This is a genomic window from Nostoc sp. (genome assembly GCF_036917555.1).
Lineage (GTDB): Bacteria > Cyanobacteriota > Cyanobacteriia > Cyanobacteriales > Nostocaceae > Nostoc.
In genome coordinates, this window is the sequence record NZ_JBALDD010000040.1 from 1 (window position 1) to 18,218 (window position 18,218).

The 18,218-nt window shown below is 43.3% G+C and carries 16 protein-coding genes and 1 pseudogene; 8 read left to right on the top strand and 9 right to left on the bottom strand.

The features are described 5' to 3' along the window. Positions 1-120 precede the first annotated feature (120 nt). The 4 genes from V7K60_RS16740 (at position 121) to V7K60_RS16755 (ending at position 5,702) form a co-directional block, all read left to right on the top strand. Complete coding sequence (locus tag V7K60_RS16740) at positions 121-537, top strand: hypothetical protein (RefSeq protein WP_334926979.1); 417 nt, start codon at positions 121-123, stop codon at positions 535-537. An 11-nt stretch (positions 538-548) separates the two neighbouring features. Beyond that, positions 549-3,185, top strand: coding sequence for a tetratricopeptide repeat protein (locus V7K60_RS16745; RefSeq protein WP_334926980.1), 2,637 nt, complete (start codon positions 549-551; stop codon positions 3,183-3,185). Between the two features lie 997 nt (positions 3,186-4,182). Continuing rightward, positions 4,183-4,482 carry a hypothetical protein gene (locus V7K60_RS16750; protein ID WP_334926981.1) on the top strand — a complete coding sequence of 100 codons (300 nt, stop codon included), beginning with the start codon at positions 4,183-4,185 and terminating at the stop codon, positions 4,480-4,482. 497 nt (positions 4,483-4,979) lie between these two features. After that, positions 4,980-5,702 (top strand): TerC family protein, encoded by a 723-nt coding sequence (locus tag V7K60_RS16755; protein WP_334926982.1) that lies wholly within the window; start codon positions 4,980-4,982, stop codon positions 5,700-5,702. A gap of 96 nt (positions 5,703-5,798) precedes the next feature. Here V7K60_RS16755 and ndk read toward each other — a convergent pair whose 3' ends face one another. Further along, positions 5,799-6,248: a nucleoside-diphosphate kinase gene (ndk, locus tag V7K60_RS16760; RefSeq protein ID WP_334926983.1), complete on the bottom strand. Its 450-nt coding sequence runs from the start codon at positions 6,246-6,248 to the stop codon at positions 5,799-5,801. Between the two features lie 304 nt (positions 6,249-6,552). On the opposite strand from ndk, the gene speA reads away from it, so the two are divergent. Next, complete coding sequence (gene speA / locus V7K60_RS16765; RefSeq protein WP_334926984.1) at positions 6,553-8,571, top strand: biosynthetic arginine decarboxylase; 2,019 nt, start codon at positions 6,553-6,555, stop codon at positions 8,569-8,571. 98 nt (positions 8,572-8,669) lie between these two features. Here speA and V7K60_RS16770 read toward each other — a convergent pair whose 3' ends face one another. The 3 genes from V7K60_RS16770 to V7K60_RS16780 all read right to left on the bottom strand — a co-directional run bounded on the left by V7K60_RS16770 (position 8,670) and on the right by V7K60_RS16780 (position 13,049). Continuing rightward, the gene (locus tag V7K60_RS16770; RefSeq protein ID WP_334926985.1) at positions 8,670-9,839 is read right to left on the bottom strand and encodes an NDP-sugar synthase; all 1,170 of its coding nucleotides are present in this window, start codon (positions 9,837-9,839) and stop codon (positions 8,670-8,672) included. Between the two features lie 523 nt (positions 9,840-10,362). After that, positions 10,363-11,193, bottom strand: a complete 831-nt coding sequence (locus V7K60_RS16775) for a ScpA family protein (protein ID WP_334926986.1) — start codon at positions 11,191-11,193, stop codon at positions 10,363-10,365. Between the two features lie 770 nt (positions 11,194-11,963). Continuing rightward, the gene (locus tag V7K60_RS16780) at positions 11,964-13,049 is read right to left on the bottom strand and encodes an AI-2E family transporter (RefSeq protein ID WP_334926987.1); all 1,086 of its coding nucleotides are present in this window, start codon (positions 13,047-13,049) and stop codon (positions 11,964-11,966) included. 138 nt (positions 13,050-13,187) lie between these two features. Between V7K60_RS16780 and pdxH the strand changes: the two genes are divergently transcribed. Next, positions 13,188-13,832 (top strand): pyridoxamine 5'-phosphate oxidase, encoded by a 645-nt coding sequence (gene pdxH, locus V7K60_RS16785; protein WP_334926988.1) that lies wholly within the window; start codon positions 13,188-13,190, stop codon positions 13,830-13,832. Between the two features lie 84 nt (positions 13,833-13,916). Here the strand turns inward: pdxH and V7K60_RS16790 are convergent, their stop codons facing one another. After that, the gene (locus tag V7K60_RS16790; protein WP_334926989.1) at positions 13,917-14,534 is read right to left on the bottom strand and encodes an FMN-dependent NADH-azoreductase; all 618 of its coding nucleotides are present in this window, start codon (positions 14,532-14,534) and stop codon (positions 13,917-13,919) included. Between the two features lie 194 nt (positions 14,535-14,728). Here V7K60_RS16790 and V7K60_RS16795 point away from each other — a divergent pair, with 194 nt between their 5' ends. Beyond that, positions 14,729-15,037, top strand: coding sequence for a winged helix-turn-helix transcriptional regulator (locus tag V7K60_RS16795; protein ID WP_334926994.1), 309 nt, complete (start codon positions 14,729-14,731; stop codon positions 15,035-15,037). A gap of 75 nt (positions 15,038-15,112) precedes the next feature. Here the strand turns inward: V7K60_RS16795 and pyrE are convergent, their stop codons facing one another. The 3 genes from pyrE to V7K60_RS16810 form a co-directional block, all read right to left on the bottom strand. Further along, the gene (gene pyrE, locus V7K60_RS16800; RefSeq protein ID WP_334926990.1) at positions 15,113-15,646 is read right to left on the bottom strand and encodes an orotate phosphoribosyltransferase; all 534 of its coding nucleotides are present in this window, start codon (positions 15,644-15,646) and stop codon (positions 15,113-15,115) included. Between the two features lie 79 nt (positions 15,647-15,725). Continuing rightward, complete coding sequence (locus V7K60_RS16805; RefSeq protein ID WP_334926991.1) at positions 15,726-16,628, bottom strand: DUF3153 domain-containing protein; 903 nt, start codon at positions 16,626-16,628, stop codon at positions 15,726-15,728. Between the two features lie 185 nt (positions 16,629-16,813). After that, a complete protein-coding gene (locus tag V7K60_RS16810) occupies positions 16,814-17,356 on the bottom strand; it encodes a tetratricopeptide repeat protein (protein WP_334926992.1) in 543 nt (180 codons plus the stop codon). Between the two features lie 171 nt (positions 17,357-17,527). On the opposite strand from V7K60_RS16810, the gene V7K60_RS16815 reads away from it, so the two are divergent. Beyond that, the gene (locus V7K60_RS16815; RefSeq protein ID WP_334926993.1) at positions 17,528-18,007 is read left to right on the top strand and encodes a hypothetical protein; all 480 of its coding nucleotides are present in this window, start codon (positions 17,528-17,530) and stop codon (positions 18,005-18,007) included. Here V7K60_RS16815 and V7K60_RS16820 read toward each other — a convergent pair. Beyond that, positions 17,995-18,218: pseudogene (locus V7K60_RS16820) on the bottom strand (hypothetical protein); the annotation flags it as partial. The gene V7K60_RS16815 and the pseudogene V7K60_RS16820 sit on opposite strands and share 13 nt — an antisense overlap.

The window sequence follows — 18,218 nt, forward strand, 5'->3', positions numbered from 1 at the left end:
ATCTATGGAGTATGCTTTCATTAGTGACAAATTTTACTTCTTTGATCTCTATAGTACATTTGATTGTCTCTCACTCAAGTGAAAACCGCTATAAGATGTCACTGGATAAGGTAGGATAATTTGGAACCAATAACAGCTAGTGCGATCGCAACTCTCGCTTTTACCAAAGCATTTGAGAAAACTATCGAGAAATTCACGGAAGCAGCCCTTGTTAAAATGGATGAGCTGCGAATAAAGATTTGGGGTAAATTACGGGGAAATCTGAAAGCAGAAACAGCCCTTGTTGCTGCTGAAAAAGGCTCGAAACCAGATTTAGACAGGGTTGCTGCTTACTTACAGATAATTTTACACGAAGAACCGGAGTTTGCTAAAGAAGTAGAAACACTGGCTCGTGAAATTGAGGCTGGTAAGATAGTAGACAAAAGCACTATGACCCAAATCAATCAAGACAATGCCAAAGGATGGCAAACTAAAGTTGAGGGTGGAACAGTTTATCAAGGCGATATTAACATTCATCATGCACCTCCCAATTCTTGAATTGAGCCATCATGAACCAAAGCAACCAGGATAATGCCAAGGGCTGGCAAAATCAGGTTGAGAGTGGAACAGTTTATCAAGGTGATATTAGTATCTACAATTCCCCTACTGGGCAGTTACACTCATCTCCTCCAAATAATATTCCTTATCGGGGTGTCGCCAACTTTGTCGGGCGGGATGAGAAACTTGTAGAAGTGCATAAAAAGTTGCTGCAAAATGACAACGCGGCAATTTTGGCTGTGGCTGCTATGGGAGGAATGGGTAAAACTGAACTGGCGACACAATACGCACACCGCTATAAAAACAATTATCCTGGTGGGCTTTGCTGGTTAGATGCCAGAAAACCAGATTTAGCAGCAGAGATTGTGGAGTTTGCTCAGTTTTACATGAAACTGGAAGTACCGCAAACCTTATTGACTTCCCAGGAACAAGCAAAATGGTGCTGGCATAATTGGCAACCACAAACAGGACTAGTCTTGGTAGTATTGGACAATATTGACGATGTGACTAACTGGAATAATTGTCGCCAAATACTACCAACAGATAACCGCTTCTGTATATTGATGACAACTCGGTTGCGAAATCTCGGTTCAACAGTTCAACAGATAACTTTGGATGAACTCTCACCAAACGATGCTTTGAATTTGTTGACAGCTTTGTTGGGTGAGAATGATAGGCGAGTGCAACGAGAACCACAAACGGCAGCAAATTTATGTAAATGGCTGGGATATCTGCCTTTAGGTTTGCAATTAGTCGGCGCGTATTTGGCAGAAGATCCAAATTTGTCTTTGGCAGAGATTTTACAGCGATTACCAGCCCAGCCAAAGTCTCAATTGGAAGCCGTATTTGAATTAAGCTGGCAACAACTCGATTATATGACACAGTATGTCGGTGAGTTGTTGAGTTTATTTGCCCCAGATATCATTCCTTGGCAAATAGTTGAATCTGTCAGTCAGCAGCTAAATTGGGCGAAGGCAGATGTAGATAAAGCGAGAAAGCAACTTTATAAGCGCCATCTAATTCAAAGCGTAGCAGAAGGAGAAAGTTGCTATAAAATTCATCCTTTAATTAGAGAGTTTTTACAGGGGAAGTTAGTAGGGTTAAACACAGCTGATAATTTCAAAAAAGCCTTTGCCGCAGCATTAGTAGAAATTGTTCAGAAAATACCTGAATCTTCTACCCTTGAGGATATCAAGTCAGTGCAACTGGCAATTCCCCATTTAACTGAGATGGCACAAAATCTGATTGATGTTGTGCAAGATAAAAATTTATTTTGGGTTTTCACTGGCTTGGGCAAATTCTATCAAGGACAAGGTTTGTATACTCTAGCAGCACTTTGGTATGAGCAAGGATTATTAACAGTGCAAACCCGTTTGGGAGAACAAAATCTCGATTTCGCCAAGAGCCTTAGCTGGCTGGCATTACTCTACGAATCTCAAGGACGCTACGACCAAGCCGAACCCCTGCTTCTGCAAGCTTTAGCACTTCATAAACGCCTGCTGGGAGAAGAACATTCCGATGTTGCTCAAAGCCTAAACAACCTGGCAGGATTTCACTATTATCAAGGACGCTACGACCAAGCTGAACCGTTGTATCTGCAAGCTTTAGAACTTCATAAACGCCTGCTGGGAGAAGAACATCCCTCTGTCGCCACCAGCCTGAACAACCTGGCATTACTCTACGAATCTCAAGGACGCTACAACCAAGCCGAACCGTTGTGTCTGCAAGCTTTAGAACTGAGTAAACGCCTGCTGGGAGATGCACATCCCGATGTTGCCGCCAGCCTAAACAACCTGGCAGGACTTTACTATTCTCAAGGACGCTACGACCAAGCCGAACCCCTGTTTCTGCAAGCTTTAGCACAGAGAAAACGCCTGCTGGGAGAAGAACATCCCGATGTTGCTCAAAGCCTGAACAACCTGGCATTACTCTACAAGTCTCAAGGACGCTACGACCAAGCCGAACCGTTGTGTCTGCAAGCTTTAGAACTGAGTAAACGCCTGCTGGGAGAAGAACATCCCAATGTTGCCGCCAGCCTGAACAACCTGGCAGGACTTTACAATTCTCAAGGATGCTACGACCAAGCCGAACCCCTGTTTCTGCAAGCTTTAGCACAGAGAAAACGCCTGTTGGGAGAAGAACATCCCGATGTTGCCAGTAGCCTGAACCACCTGGCATTGCTCTACGAATCTCAAGGACGCTACGACCAAGCCGAACCCCTGTTTCTGCAAGCTTTAGAACTTCATAAACGCCTGCTGGGAGAAGCACATCCCGATGTTGCCGCCAGCCTGCACAACCTGGCAGGACTCTACAATTCTCAAGGACGCTACGACCAAGCCGAACCCCTGTATCTGCAAGCTTTAGAACTTTATAAACGCCTGCTGGGAGATGCACATCCTGATGTTGCCACCAGCCTGAACAACCTGGCAGGACTCTACTATTCTCAAGGACGTTACGACCAAGCCGAACCCCTGTTTCTGCAAGCTTTAGAAATTTGTCAGCAGGTGTTTGGGGTGAATCATTCCAAGACGGTTACTGTTCGGCAAAATCTAGAAAATCTTCAAGCTCAAAAGAGTGCTAACCGTAAAGTTAAGAATAATGCTAATAATAATTCTTTGTGGGAGAAATTTTTAGGGTTATTTAAGTGAAGCGAAAGTTGTGATTATAGTAAGGAACTGGGGACACTTCTCTACGAGAGGCTACTTTGGCTTACCTCGGCTTCGCCCTTACTTCGACGCCGCTCAGTACAAGTCGGCTACGCTCAGGACAGGCTCGGCACAAGTCGCAGTTCGACTGCGCTCACCGTAAACTCAGTACAAGTGCGCCAACGACAAGCGGTAGTTGAATCTCGACTTCGCTCGATTTCCGCGCAGCGATGCACTGAGCTTGTCCTGAGCGTAGCCGACTTGTACTGAGCGGCGTCGAAGTAAGGGTGCAGTCGTTGTGTCGAAACTCAGTGCATCGCTGGGGACTAGGTGAAAAGTCTTTTTGTGTTTCGGTTTTATCCTCCTCAAATTAAAATTGAACAAAAATAATAAACGACTCCCCGAATTCAATAAACGACTCCCCGAATTCAATAAACAACACCCCGAATTCAATAAACGACTCCCCGAATTCAATAAACAACACCCCGAATTCAATAAACGACTCCCCGAATTCAATAAACGACTCCCCGAATTCGATAAACGACTCCCCGAATTCGATAAACGACTCCCCGAATTCGATGAACGACTCCCCCCTTAATCCCCCCTTATAAAGGGGGGAAATTGAGCAAGTTTATCCCCTCCCCAACCCTCCCCTTGGTAAGGGGAGGGTGCGCGATAGCGCGGGTGGGGTATTTCTGTACCTCACAAAGTTGAAATCTGCTGTAAGTAATGCGTTGTAGAAGTGTGTCATTCATAAAGAAATATTCATAAATTATGACGATATTTTTGTTCTCATAGGCTAATTCTAGATGCCAAATAACGACGGCAAAAAAAATAATTAGTAGCTACAAATAAATACTTTTGACTGTTAATTTATTTTTGATTTAAGGATTTACAAGTATAAAATTATACTATACTATATAAATAAGAAAGGCGATCGCCCTCTGCCAAGAATCTGCGATCGCCTTTCTGTAAACCCCCATTCTGGGAGACAATTACAATGATGGCACAAGTACAAAAGTTTGTAAAAAATCAGAAGTTCGCCCAATCAGAATTACAACAGTACTTAGAGGGCGAAAACTTAAATACACCCATCCTTAATCAATCTTCTGAAAATCAATTACCGAAAAGAGAACCGATTAAACATCTATTAATAGGTTCTCCAAAAGCAGTTACTAGCACAATTCACTATCTGCAAGTGATTGGCTACGCCAGCACCGGCGATTGGAGTCCGCTATTACCAACCGCCAACCCAGGCGAGGTAATGAGTATTTTAATCCGTCAAATTTTAATGCAATAAGTCGAATTACCCCTCTTAATCCCCCCTTGTTAAGGGGGGAAACCGGAAAATCTAGTTCCCTCCCCAATATATCGGGGAGGGTTAGGGTGGGGTAAAATCTTGGTTAATCAGCTATTTCAGACTTGTGTGTACACCGTAGCCTCAAAGCATCGGGGAGGGGTATACCTTATGTGGTTGCAAAACGCTATATTACTGCTCAAGCTCGGTCGTTAAAGAAATATTCATAAACTATTACCATATTTTTGTTCTCATATCCTAATTCTAGATGCGAACTGACAGCAGTCCATTGCGATCGCATTGAGCAAGATGTTAAAACTTTTGGTGTATTGACTTATACGCAAATTACCCCACTTGCACGACGAGCGCACACATTCAACCCCCTTCAAAATGCACCACAACCACGTTAAGCTGAATTAGAGTGGCAATTTATTGCGCTTTTTAATATGCAAATCTCTGTTCTTGTCAAATTTTAATTTTTTCTGTTTGAGAAACCCGGAATGCTAGACCGAATTTTTGATTACCTCGACTTTCATTTCAGCGTTGAAGCCCCGATAGTTCTGCTGATCCTGGTGCTTTTAGAGGCGCTGTTATCTGCCGACAATGCCATCGCTCTCGCTGCGATCGCTAGGGGGCTGGAAGACAAAGAACTTGAGCGTAAAGCTTTGAACTTTGGTTTAGTCGTTGCTTATGTGCTGCGAATCACCCTGATTCTTACTGCTACTTGGGTACAACAATTCTGGCAATTTGAATTATTGGGCGCTGCTTATCTGCTGTGGTTGGTATTCCAACACTTTACCTCGGAAGAATCCAAAGACGATCACCATCACGGACCGCGTTTTAATTCATTGTTGCAAGCGATACCTGTGATTGCATTTACAGATTTGGCATTTTCTTTGGATAGCGTGACAACTGCGATCGCAGTTTCTCAAGAAAAATGGCTAGTGCTAACAGGTGCAACAATTGGTATTATTACGCTACGATTCATGGCGGGATTGTTTATCCGTTGGCTAGACGAATATGAAAACCTAGAAGACGCAGGCTATGTAACTGTAGCCTTAGTGGGTTTACGTTTGTTGTTGAAAGTAGTCAACGATAGTTTAGTTCCACCAGAATGGATCATGATTGCTGCCATCTTCCTGATTTTAGGCTGGGGATTTTCCAAGCGCGTTAGTACTGAATTACCCCAAGTAGAACCGGAAAAGAGCGAAGTCTCTAAATAAGTCAGGAGTTAGGAGTGAAGAGTGAGAAATTTTTAACTCCTAACTCCTGTACAGACGCGATTAATCACGTCTCTACTCCTAACTCCTAACTCCCCATTACTCGTGTAACCAAGGCGTTAAGTGTGGTTGCCAACTGACCAATTCTTCATCCTTAAACCATAGAGCTATTTCCCGTTGCGCGGTTTCTTGAGCATCAGAACCGTGGATTAAGTTGCGACCAATATTCAAACCAAAATCGCCCCGAATCGTCCCTGGCTCTGCTGTTAAAGGGTTCGTCGCACCAATAATCTTTCTGGCAGATGCAACGACACCATCACCTTCCCATACCATCGCTATCACTGGGCTAGAAGTGATAAATTCGACTAGACCACTAAAAAAGGGACGTTCCCGGTGAACATCATAGTGTTGTTCAGCCAAATCCCGACTGACTTTCAGGAACTTTAAACCAACTAGGGTAAAACCTTTAGTTTCAAAGCGACGGATAATTTCCCCCACTAATCCCCGCTGTACTCCATCAGGCTTAATTGCTAAAAATGTGCGTTCCATTGCTATCTCCCAAAGCTTAATAAAGTTTTTATCTAGTCAATTGTCCTTTGTCCTACCCTGCGGGTACTCCGTTGGAGAACTCGAAGAGTAGCCAGCCGCTGGCGCGCGCGTCTATGTCATTTGTTCTTCGTCCTCTGTCTTGAGTCCAAGGGTTTTGCACTAATGACCAATGACCAATAACTAATGACATACGACTCTTGACCAATCAGAGTTTATCTCAGAAATTATCTTTGGGTGCATATACGTTCCCAAATGAATGCGCTAAATTGTTAATTCGTGGGTGAAAAACAGAGGTTAAAAACAAATGGGTGTTGAGCCAACTGCTACATCTGACGAGGTGGTACAAGTCCCGTCCAATGGATACAAATCTGAAGTGAAAAATCATAAACAGAAAAAGCTGTTACCACCGAGTCCTACCACAGGAGATTTACCTCGCTCCTGGAAAATTGAGGATAGCGAAGCCTTGTACCGCATTGAAGGATGGGGACAACCTTATTTTTCCATTAGTGCTGCTGGACACGTTACCGTAGCACCCAAGGGCGATCGTGGGGGTTCTTTAGACTTGTTTGAATTGGTCAACGCCATGAAGCAGCGCAACTTGGGACTTCCCATGTTGATTCGCTTTTCAGATATTTTGGAAGACCGGATTGAGCGGTTGAATGCTTGTTTTGCCAAAGCGATCGCTCGCTATAATTACCCTGGTGTCTACCGTGGCGTGTTTCCCGTCAAATGCAATCAAGAACGGCATTTGATTGAGGATTTAGTGAAATTTGGCAAACCCCATCAATTTGGTTTAGAAGCCGGTTCCAAGCCAGAATTAATGATTGCTCTAGCTGTGTTGGATACACCAGGAGCATTGTTAGTTTGCAACGGCTACAAAGACCGAGAATACATCGAAACAGCAATGTTAGCCCAAAGACTAGGGCAAACACCAATCATCGTCTTAGAACAGATTGAAGAAGTTGATTTGGTGATCGATGCCAATCACCAGTTAGGTATTAAACCGATATTAGGGGTTCGTGCTAAACTCAGTACACAAGGCATGGGACGTTGGGGAGCCTCTAGTGGCGATCGCGCTAAATTTGGTTTGACAATGCCTGAAGTAATCGAGGCTGTTGACAAGTTAAGGGAAGCTAACCTGCTCGATTCTTTGCAGTTGATGCACTTCCACATCGGCTCACAAATCTCTGCCATTAATGTGATTAAAGATGCTATCCAAGAAGCCAGCCGTATTTATGTGGAATTGGCAATGCTGGGAGCAGACATGAAATATCTTGATGTTGGTGGCGGCTTGGGTGTAGATTATGATGGCTCCCAAACCAACTTCTATGCATCAAAAAATTACAACATGCAGAACTATGCCAACGACATCGTGGCAGAGTTAAAAGATACCTGTGCTGAACGGGATATTACCGTACCAACACTGATTAGTGAAAGTGGACGAGCGATCGCTTCCCATCAATCAGTGCTGATTTTTGACGTTCTCAGTACCAGTGATGTCCCCCTCAATCCACCAGAACCTCCACAAGAGGGAGAATCCCCAATTATTAATTATCTTTGGGAAAGCTTTCAATCCATCAGCCAAGAAAATTACCAAGAGTTATACCACGACGCTGCACAATTCAAAGAAGAAGCCATCAGTCGGTTTAACTTAGGAATTTTACGCCTTAGAGAACGAGCCAAAGCTGAACGGCTCTACTGGGCTTGTTGTCAAAAAATTCTTAACATCACTAGACAACAAGAATACGTACCTGATGAACTGGAAGACCTAGAAAAAATTATGGCTTCCATCTACTACGTCAACATGTCAGTGTTCCAATCAGCACCAGATTGCTGGGCGATTGACCAGCTATTCCCGATCATGCCAATCCATCGTTTGGCTGAAGAACCAACACGGCGAGGAATTTTAGCAGACCTCACCTGCGACAGTGATGGTAAAATCGATCGCTTTATAGACCTACGTGATGTCAAATCGGTGTTAGAGTTGCACACCTACAAGCCCGGAGAACCCTATTATTTGGGGATGTTCTTAAATGGAGCTTACCAAGAAATCATGGGCAATTTACACAACTTGTTTGGCGACACCAACGCCGTTCACATCCAATTAACGCCCAAAGGCTACCAGATTGAACACGTTGTCAAAGGTGACACCATGAGCGAAGTGGTAAGCTACGTCCAATATGACTCCGAAGATATGGTGGAAAACATTCGCCAGCGCTGCGAGAAAGCATTAGAAGAAAAGCGCATCACCCTAGCGGAATCTCAACGACTACTGCAAACCTACGAGCAGAGTCTTAGAAGATATACGTACTTAAATAGTTAGGAGTTAGGAGTGAAAAGTTAAGAATAAAGTTAAGAGTTAGAAGTGAAGAGGGAAAGACGAAATAATAACTCCAAACCCCTAACTCCTAACTCCTAACTTTAATTTACATTCGTCCCCAACAATTCCTCTATCGCTTGTCGTTCAAGAGGGGTATGGGATGGCGGTGTCTGACGAGCATCGGTAATCAGCCAGTCTAAAGCAGCGGCTTGAACATCGATCGCAGCGCCAGTTTTATCTACGCAATAACGTCCAAATACCAGCTTATCGACTAACCGGACTCCTGGCCCCAGGCGCGACCATTCAAAAATCACGCTGTTTTCCACTGTTGCGCCACTACATATCCAACAATTGGGGCCAATCATCGCTGGCCCGACAATTTTAGCTCCGTCTTCGATTCTGGTCATACCGCCAATGTAAACGGGGCCTGTAATATCCACTTTGTCCCAATTTACGGCGACATTTAAGCCAGTGTAGATGCCGGGGGCGACTTCATGACCAGGAATTTGCACATTTTTGATTTCACCCAGCAGCACACCGCGAATCGCCCGCCAATAGTCTGGGACTTTACCAATATCTACCCATTCAAAGTCCATAGGAATGGCGTAAAAGGGGGCTTTGATTTCTACCAATTTGGGAAACAATTGGCTACCAATGTCATATTCGACATCAGAGGGAATATAGTTAAAAACCTCTGGCTCAAAGATGTAAATACCTGTGTTGATGTTGGTGCTGAGGGCTTCTTCAGTTGAAGGTTTTTCTTGGAAAGCTTTAACACGACCATCTTCGTCAGTCACAACCACACCATAGCTAGAAACTTCTTCCTTGGGGACAGATTTAGTGATAATGGTAGCGATCGCTCCTTTTGATTTATGCCATTTAACAGCCGCAGTTAAATCCAAGTCAATTAAAGCATCACCACATAAAACCACAAAGGTATCATCAAAAAAGGGTGAGAAGTCTTGGATACGCCGCATTCCTCCAGCTGAACCGATTGCTTCCCCCTCCAGTTTCCCGTCGTCATCTATTTTCCCTTCAAAGGAATAGGCAATCTGCACCCCAAACCGCTGACCATCACGGAAATAGTTTTCTATTTCCTCAGCCAAATGACTAACGTTGACCATAATTTGGTCAAATCCATGTTGGCGTAACAGTTCCAGCAAGAACTCCATCACTGGCTTTTGCAGGATGGGAATCATTGGCTTGGGAATTGTATAGGTAATCGGACGCACGCGAGTACCCTTGCCAGCCGCGAGAATCATCGCTTTCATAAAAATTTATTCCTTAACCACAAGCCAGTTTACTTTCATCGAGTGATACTTAATCATCAGTTTTTATTTCTGCTCTAAGTCATCCCCCAGAATAGGGATAACAGGAATTTAGTGGTTATTACAACCATCGATATACCTAGATGACAAGCGATCGCTTATCTTTTCAATTTACTCGGATTTTGGGGCTGAATCAAAAATCTATGACAATGCAGGAAGTAGCTATGCTGAAAGCTAGGAGGAAAACCCCATAAATAAATTCCTATTTTTCTCACAAGGAAGCCTGAAATCTTGACACCCGCACTCTAGATTTAAATTGTTTTACCTTTCCATACATAAATTTAGGGCGCTTTTACTTCTGGCAGAGCGAAAAGTTGAATCATCGGTTTCCGGCCCTCTGTTAGCAACACAAGAGTGTCACTTTTCAACAAAGGGCAACATATAAATATATTTTCCTCCTTCTACCCCTGCCTCCTGACTTCTGCCTTTCTTAGAGAAATTATCTGTAGGACTATTTTTGACTTTCTTAGTTCATCGGATGTTCAAAAGGTTTGCCAATATTAGCTGAATCTCTAATTAAGCGAATTTTAACTTCATGATAAAAATCCTCTTGAAATAGCTCTACTTTCGATTGAGCCGAAAGTAATAGTAGTGCCCAGAAAACGCTAACTAGGTTACTGTGTTTAGACTCATGTCCAGACCCATTTTGGTTGAGAAGCTTTGTCTTAGTCCACAATTCTACAAGTTGTTCTAAATTCAACCAATTTTGTTCTAAACTTAACTCTCTTGTCGACAATTTCAACACCTGCTCCAGTTCTCCAGCGACTTCTGTCAGATTTTCCTGGTGAGCTAACTCCAGCGCCTCCCGCATACTTTGAACGCTAGGTTGACGCCTGGGACGGATAGGTTTGCTGACTTTTTCTACCAGTTTCAGTTGGTTAGCCATAATCTGCAATTGCTCGATTAACTCTTGCAGAGTCACCCGGCGCTTTGGTGGCGGCATCGCCGCTGGACGACGACGTAATTGCCGTTCTAAGGGTAGACGATGACCCTGATGTGATACACCGTCTTCACCTTCCAATAGAACATCATCTTCTAAACCATCTTGTGCATCTCCAACTGTTGACAATTGCATTAAGGTATTGGCTTTGAATAATACCAACATTGATGCTGATAAAAATGCCTGTCCAGATTGAGACAAGTCCGCTTCATAGCCTCTTGTTATTGCCCCTGGTGCCATCAGTTCTAAATAGCGGTCAATCACCTCAATCACTTGGACATCCCAAGGATCAATTTCCCCCTGCTCGGCTTGGTAAATCAAAAATGTGATTGTTTCTAACAGCTCGGAAGCTTCCATTAACAGGTTCTAAGTTAATTAATGAGAATCAAAAGACCGTAAATTCAAGACTAAACTAATTGACTATTGGCAAAGCGTATACTCTATACATTCGCTTGCGCTTCTTTTGTTCAGAAATTGCCTGCTGGCAGTATCCTCTGAAATTTGTAATCAATCACCATTGTGAATTGTGAGATTAGATTGTGCAACTTTTCACTTTGGGCATTGGGCACTTGTACTGAGTTTACGGTGAGCGCAGTCGAACTGCGACTTGTGCCGAGCCTGTCCTGAGCGTAGCCGACTTTTACTGAGCGGCGTCGAAGTAAGGGCGAAGCCGAGGTAAGTCAAAGTATTGGGCACTTGTACTGAGCTTGTCCTGAGCGTAGCCAAAGGGCGTAGCCGAAGTATTGGGCATTGGGAGTTAGAATTTGAAAGTTCAGCCTCAATGGCTCAAAGTAGAGTTTCTGAAGGTGGAAGTTGAGCTTCTGAAGGTGAAGGTTGAGCTTCTGAAGGTGAAGGTGAGCTTCTGAAGGTGAAGGTTGAGCTTCTGAGGGTGAACGTTCAAGTTTTAACAAAGTATGCTCAGTTTAATTCCCCTGTTTAAGAATGGCAGCACGAATTGAATACCTAATTAAAATCCCTGTTACAAAACGTAATTGCTCTCTTTGTAGAAGATAGCGAGTCCGCGTACTCTAACAGAGAAGCAAGCTACGCTTTTAGCGTCTCGTAGAGAGCGTCATTGCGAATTGCGAATTGGTTTAACTTCCCCTGCCCCCTGCCCCTCTGCCACCTTAATCAGGAGGTGAATCACGAGCAATAGTGACAGTTGAAACAAAATTACTCGGCTTGCCACTCTTAATAGCATCGAAAGTGCCCTTAATAGTACCAGCAATTGGAACAGCAACAAGTGTCCCTAATAAACCAGCAATCTCAAATCCCATTAGAATAGACACAAAAATCCAGATGGGATTCAGTCCGATAAAATTGCCGAGTAACCTGGGAGCTAACAAGTTATCTTTAAGCTGCTGCATGAGAATCGCTGCGATCGCACCTTGAACTGCCAACCACCAATTTTGCAGCAGCACTAAAATCGTCACCAGACCAATACCCAGAGACGCCCCGATAAAGGGAATGAGTTCTGAGATCCCAATTAATATGGCAAACAACAGGGCAAAAGGCACCTTTATCACTAAGAAAATTGGTGTCAGGGTTAGCACCATGAACAATCCTAGTAACAGCTGGCTGAGGAAGAAGTTCTGAAAGTTTAAGCGCAAGGATGTGGTCAGGGGATCTCCAATGTTAGAGGGCAAAAGATTGATCAGACCATACCAGACGCGATCGCCATATAAAAGCATATAAAATGCAAGCACAATGACTAACACTAAGTCAAGTAATCCTGAAAGCAGTGTTCCAGCAAATCCTACTGCACCAGAAGCTAGCTGTTGCACCACATTCTGAATGTTGGCATTGATTTGACTGCTCACAACCCTCAGATCGATTGGCAAACGTCGTTGCTTTGCCAGCATTTCAAACTGCTCTAGGTTTGCTTGACTACCCGCTAACCAATCAGGAATCTTATTTAATAGTTGGATTGTTTGGTCAATAATCAACGGCACTAGGGTGACGCCCAGAATCCCAAGCAGCGTTAATGTTGCCAGTAAAACTATGATCACCGCCTGAGTACGCGTGATCTGGGCACGTTCAAAGAACTTAACCGGGTAATTTAGCAGAAAAGCCAGAATTGCCGCAATGCTTAAGACAGTAATGGGATGCTGGAAATAGCGAAAAAGCAAGGATAGTAGCCAGATATTGAGAGCGATAACTGGACCGCTCAGACCATAAATTAACAGACGTTGGAGGGAGGCCGAACGGCGCATTTTATGCAACCTATTTTAGATATTTTTTGAGAGAGTTTGTAAAATTCTTGATGGCGCTGATCGTCATCCGATCATCATCATAGATATTTTTGAGAAATATATATATAAGCGTATCTGATAGCAAGGAAACAAATCACAATGGACAAAACCGTAGCTGACCTTCGCAAAGACTACACTTTGGAAGGTTTGAGCGAACTCGAAATAGACCTCAATCCTTTTATCCAATTTAAAAAATGGTTCGATCAGGCACTCGCAGCACAACTCCCTGAACCCAATGCCATGACCATTGCCACAGCCACACCAGATGGTAAGCCTTCAGCCAGAATGGTGCTGCTTAAGAATTTTGATGAACGGGGCTTTACCTTCTTTACCAACTACAACAGTCACAAAGGACAAGAATTAGCAGAAAACCCCCAGGCGGCTTTAGTCTTTTGGTGGGCAGAACTGGAACGTCAAGTCCGAATTTCGGGGTATGTGGAGAAAGTTTCCGAAACTGAGTCTGACCAGTATTTTCACAGTCGTCCTGCCAACAGTCGCCTGGGTGCGTGGGTATCTAATCAAAGTGAGGTGATAGAAAGCCGAGAAGTCTTAGAGCGACGCTTGCAGGAGTTTCAAAGCAAATATAAAAATCAGGAGATTTTTCGACCGCCTCATTGGGGAGGCTTACGAGTTATCCCTACAGAAATTGAGTTTTGGCAAGGACGCCCTAGCCGTCTGCATGATCGCTTGCTCTATAGCCGTTTAGATAACAGCATTTGGAAAATTGAGCGGTTGTCACCCTGAAGAAGAGGCAGGGGAGCAGGGGAGAAGAGTTTTACCATCTGCCCCCCTACCCCACCCCCCTGCCTCTCTACCCCTCTGCCCCTCTTACCACTGAGCGATCGCATCTTGAATTGCTGCCCTTGCTTCTGATAAAGATTGGGTACGGGCATCACCTTCATTCAGGCTATTAGCGTTAATAAATTGAATGTCTGTAATCCCAATAAAGCCGAAAATTGCCCGCAGGTAAGGTTCTTGGAAATCATAAGCAAGCAAAGGAGATGTTGCGCTAAAGTCACCACCGCGAGCTGTGATGATAACCGCCTTTTTACCCTCGACTAATCCTCTATAGCCTTGAGCATCTATAGCAAAAGTCCGGTTAGTACGAACGATTTGGTCGATGTAAGCCTTGAAAGTCGAAGGTATATTGAAGTTGTACATGGGCACTCCAAAGACATAACGATCGGCTGCCAAAAACTCATCAATCAGTTCATCAGAAATCCTAAGTGCCTCAGTTAATTCTGGGGTATGGGTTTCTGGTGGTGAAAATGCCGCCGCAATCCAAGCTTCATCAACGTGAGGAACTGGGTAATGCCCTAAATCTCGATAAGCGATCGCATCTTCAGGATGCGCTGCTTTCCAAGCACTGACGAATTCCTTGGATAATTCTCTGGAGTGCGATCGTTCACCACGGGGGCTGGAATCAATATGTAGAATATTTACCATCGAATATCTCCTGATTAACTAAGATTTACTGCTTTTACTTTTTTTGAATTTTTATTTCAAAGCATTACATCAGATACTAAAAGTAACTAGTTACTAAAGTAAAGTAGTTACCATCAAGTAACTACTAGATAATTTTGGCTAACTTATCGATGTCTGCTTCTACAAATCCTCATGCTTGCCCAATAAGTATTTTGATGTCCTTATTAACAGGACCTTGGACAATGTATATACTGTGGGTGTTGTGTAATAGTGGGCCTACTCGCTTTGGTGTATTGAAGCGCCAAGTCGAGGGCATCTCAACCAAAGTGCTGACAGAAAGACTGAGGATGCTGGAGGCCGCAGAAATTATTTATCGCCAGTATGAACCAACTGTTCCACCTCAAGTCACTTATGGTCTTACAGAACGCGGTCAGGAACTCATTGAAATCCTTCATCAACTCAATGGACTTGCTGAACGTTGGTATGGTAGCGAACAACGAGAACATAGCAATAGTAATGTTTAAGCTTAAATTACACAAGTCTTATCTCAAACCTAAGTATTTTTAGGGTTATTGTCCAAGATATTTTGACTGTGGGCTTCAAGACAGTTCCATCCACACCGAAAGCTCCTCCATATCAAATAGAGGAAGTTTTTGAATACCAGCTTTTTCGAGGCTGTTGTCTTCTGTTCTTCCACGCCAGATTACGCAGAGTACGAAGTCCACGATCGCTCCTTGATTACGCAGCGCTTCGGTACTTTTTACAACCTGACCACCTGTTGTAATCACGTCTTCAATGATACACAATTTTTTCCCTTGGATATTAATTCCTTCTGCTATCTTCTCAGTACCATATTCTTTTTTTGTCTTCCGAACAAAGACAACTGGTAATTCAACTTCTAATGAAATTGCTGTTGCTAAAGGAACTCCCCCTAATTCCAGTCCTGCTAGAATTTCCGTTCCTAGTGGAATCTTTTTTACCATTTCTTTAGCTAACTGCTTCAGTAACAAAGGATTAGATTCAAACTGATATTTATCAAAGTAATGGTCAGATATCTGACCAGAACGTAACCGAAACTCGCCTTTCAAGTAGGATACACGAACAATTTCTTTGGCTAATTCGCTATAACTCATTTTTACAAAATGGGGAAAAGGTAAAAAAGCCGATGGAGAATGCATCGGCTTCGCTAACAATATTTAACAAATGAATAGTCTACTGTTCCTGGATTGCTGCTGCTTTGGGAGGAAACTGAATTCTGGGATCTGGCATGAAATTGTATCTCAAGTACAATCCTCCTGAGACGAACAGGATAATTAACAACCCACCGATACCAAGGGGACTAGGAAGCCAGAAAACAGCTTCTATGTGATTTAGCTCACCAGGCTGGAGTTTCCACACTAATTGATTGCCATTTTTTTCTGGCTCAATTGCAGTTTCAGTTAGTTGAATATTTTTGGCTCCCCAAGGAGTCTTCAAGCTAAATTCTAAATCGAGAATTGAACCAGCATTAGCTAGGACGTTACCTTTGCTGGCGATTAGAGAGAGCGATCGCAAATCTAAATCATAAATCAACCGATTTCGGACTAAAAGTAAAAAATTATTCTCCTCTAAGAGGACGTTTGATTCAATTTTCGGCAGTTCTGAGTTAGATTGGCTCTCTACAGACTCAGAGGGTTGATTTGCACGGGAGTTAAAGAATTCATTGAACTTCTCTTGCAATTCCCTACCGCTGCTAAAAGGAATTGTGACGATGATTTCTTCTTGGGAAACTCGCTGTACTTTACCTTCAAGTTGACGGGCACGACGTTCTATGCTCTTTAACCATTCGTACACCGAATCGCCACTAAAACTGGTTAGCCGTTCTCCTAACTTAATATGCTGTACTAGTTCGCCACTATTTGAGTTGTCAAAGTTAAGTCCCACATCGTATTTCACACAGCCAGTCAGTAGCAGAGATGTTAACAGGACTAGCCACAGAATAGGATTTCGCATAGGAAAGACCCGGTTCATTCGATTTCGACCATTCAGTGGTGAGAGCAATTTCATATTTGCCAACACAAAACTAAATGGTCTGACTAACCACAAGAAAATCTTTCCGAAAATTGAAGAATTCATAACTATAAATCTCCCCAAAAGTCAAACTTTTGAACCAATCTTGACTTCTTAGTATTGTTTGAGATTCCTGGAATACCAATTTTGATCGCTCTGGGACTGGGTAAGAAAATATGAGTAAGATTTGGTTTGGATCTGAATCTTCATTCAAATCTTCCCAGTCCTCAGTCCCCAATCCAAAATTGTTATCAGCCAGGAGTTCCTGAAAAATTTAACCAAACCAAGTACGAGATGGTTAAACCAATGGCAATTAGCGCCACCCAGATAAAGCGATTATCTCTGGTATTGACCTGACTGAGGTCAACAAATTCTGGCTCGGCAGGTTTAGGCTTTTGCTCCCCAGAAGATTTAGTAGACTTAGCAGGTACAGAAATTTTGAGTTCATTATCGGCTAATGCGCCCAAATCGGGGATTTCAGTCATCCATTCGCTGGGTCTTTTCAGCTTTGGTGCTTTTAAGATATAAAGCATCCGCCGCGCTTGTTTGCTAATTTCAAAATGGGCATGGCGTTTGAGTCTTTCGCAAAGAGCGATCGCATCATCCGTGCGTCCAGCTGCTTCATAAGCTGTCACCAGATAAATTTCTACTTCGCCCCCAAGGCGAGAATTACGAGCTAACAGAGCGCTAGCCTTTTCTAAATTTTCTACAGCTTGGCGGTATTGCCCATTCTCAAAGGCAACTTTCCCAGTCTGGTAGAGGGTTTTAGCAATTTCTAAACTTTCTGTACTCACGTCTTATACAAAAATTAGCACTATTTTCATTTTGCCAATGCCAGCAATCTTTTTGGAATCTTTTCAAAAGCTGACAATCTAAAAGTGAATAAACTTCTAAAATTTTAACTAAGTAGCTGCAACTATTTTCTGATTAAAAATTCCGGGTATTAAATGCAGGTGAGCAAAATTATGTTGAAAATCAAGCATTCGCAACTGAATTGGCTCTTAGCAGGTATGACTTTAGCAGTGATGGGTGTAAGCATTGCTCCAGCTTGTGCCCAGTCTGTGATCGTGATTGATGGTGGTTATGGAGTCAGGCAATCATCGCCTTCTGTGGGTTCCTTTATTTATGGTAGTCCGATTCCCACGCCTATGCCTGTAGACCCAACAACGGGACTAATGCCACAACGCAATCATTACCGCGATTATTCCTATCCCCAGTTCAGGCAGAACTTGAGAAATTCCACGCTGGTTAATCCAACTTACCCCAATTATTCTTATCCCCAATTCAGGCAGAACTTGAGAAATTCCACGCTGATTAACCCAACTTTGATTAATCCGACAATTCGAGACTCAACCGTAGTTAATCCGGTAATTATCAATAATTCATGGCGTCATACACCATTTAGCGGTGGGCGATCGCGAGTTATTATTACCTATCCCCGGTAAGAAGGCAGAGGGACAGGGGAGGCAGGGGGAGCACGGGGAGCAGGGGAGGTGAGTATTAAAGACTCATCCACGAATATCAAAGACTCGTCCACGAGTATCAAAGACTCGTCCACGAATATCAAAGACTCATCCACGAGTATCAAAGACTCGTCCACGAGTATCAAAGACTCGTCCACGAGTATCAAAGACTCATCCACGAGTATCAAAGACT

Excerpts from the sequence above, each read along its gene's own strand:
- V7K60_RS16795 (WP_334926994.1), top strand. The coding sequence starts at position 14,729 with ATGTCCTTATTAACAGGACCTTGGACAATGTATATACTGTGGGTGTTG.
- V7K60_RS16790 (WP_334926989.1), bottom strand. The coding sequence starts at position 14,534 with ATGGTAAATATTCTACATATTGATTCCAGCCCCCGTGGTGAACGATCG.
- V7K60_RS16770 (WP_334926985.1), bottom strand. The coding sequence starts at position 9,839 with ATGAAAGCGATGATTCTCGCGGCTGGCAAGGGTACTCGCGTGCGTCCG.
- V7K60_RS16815 (WP_334926993.1), top strand. The coding sequence starts at position 17,528 with ATGTTGAAAATCAAGCATTCGCAACTGAATTGGCTCTTAGCAGGTATG.
- pdxH (WP_334926988.1), top strand. The coding sequence starts at position 13,188 with ATGGACAAAACCGTAGCTGACCTTCGCAAAGACTACACTTTGGAAGGT.
- V7K60_RS16755 (WP_334926982.1), top strand. The coding sequence starts at position 4,980 with ATGCTAGACCGAATTTTTGATTACCTCGACTTTCATTTCAGCGTTGAA.
- V7K60_RS16805 (WP_334926991.1), bottom strand. The coding sequence starts at position 16,628 with ATGAATTCTTCAATTTTCGGAAAGATTTTCTTGTGGTTAGTCAGACCA.
- V7K60_RS16775 (WP_334926986.1), bottom strand. The coding sequence starts at position 11,193 with ATGGAAGCTTCCGAGCTGTTAGAAACAATCACATTTTTGATTTACCAA.
- V7K60_RS16750 (WP_334926981.1), top strand. The coding sequence starts at position 4,183 with ATGATGGCACAAGTACAAAAGTTTGTAAAAAATCAGAAGTTCGCCCAA.
- V7K60_RS16780 (WP_334926987.1), bottom strand. The coding sequence starts at position 13,049 with ATGCGCCGTTCGGCCTCCCTCCAACGTCTGTTAATTTATGGTCTGAGC.
- speA (WP_334926984.1), top strand. The coding sequence starts at position 6,553 with ATGGGTGTTGAGCCAACTGCTACATCTGACGAGGTGGTACAAGTCCCG.
- V7K60_RS16745 (WP_334926980.1), top strand. The coding sequence starts at position 549 with ATGAACCAAAGCAACCAGGATAATGCCAAGGGCTGGCAAAATCAGGTT.
- pyrE (WP_334926990.1), bottom strand. The coding sequence starts at position 15,646 with ATGAGTTATAGCGAATTAGCCAAAGAAATTGTTCGTGTATCCTACTTG.
- ndk (WP_334926983.1), bottom strand. The coding sequence starts at position 6,248 with ATGGAACGCACATTTTTAGCAATTAAGCCTGATGGAGTACAGCGGGGA.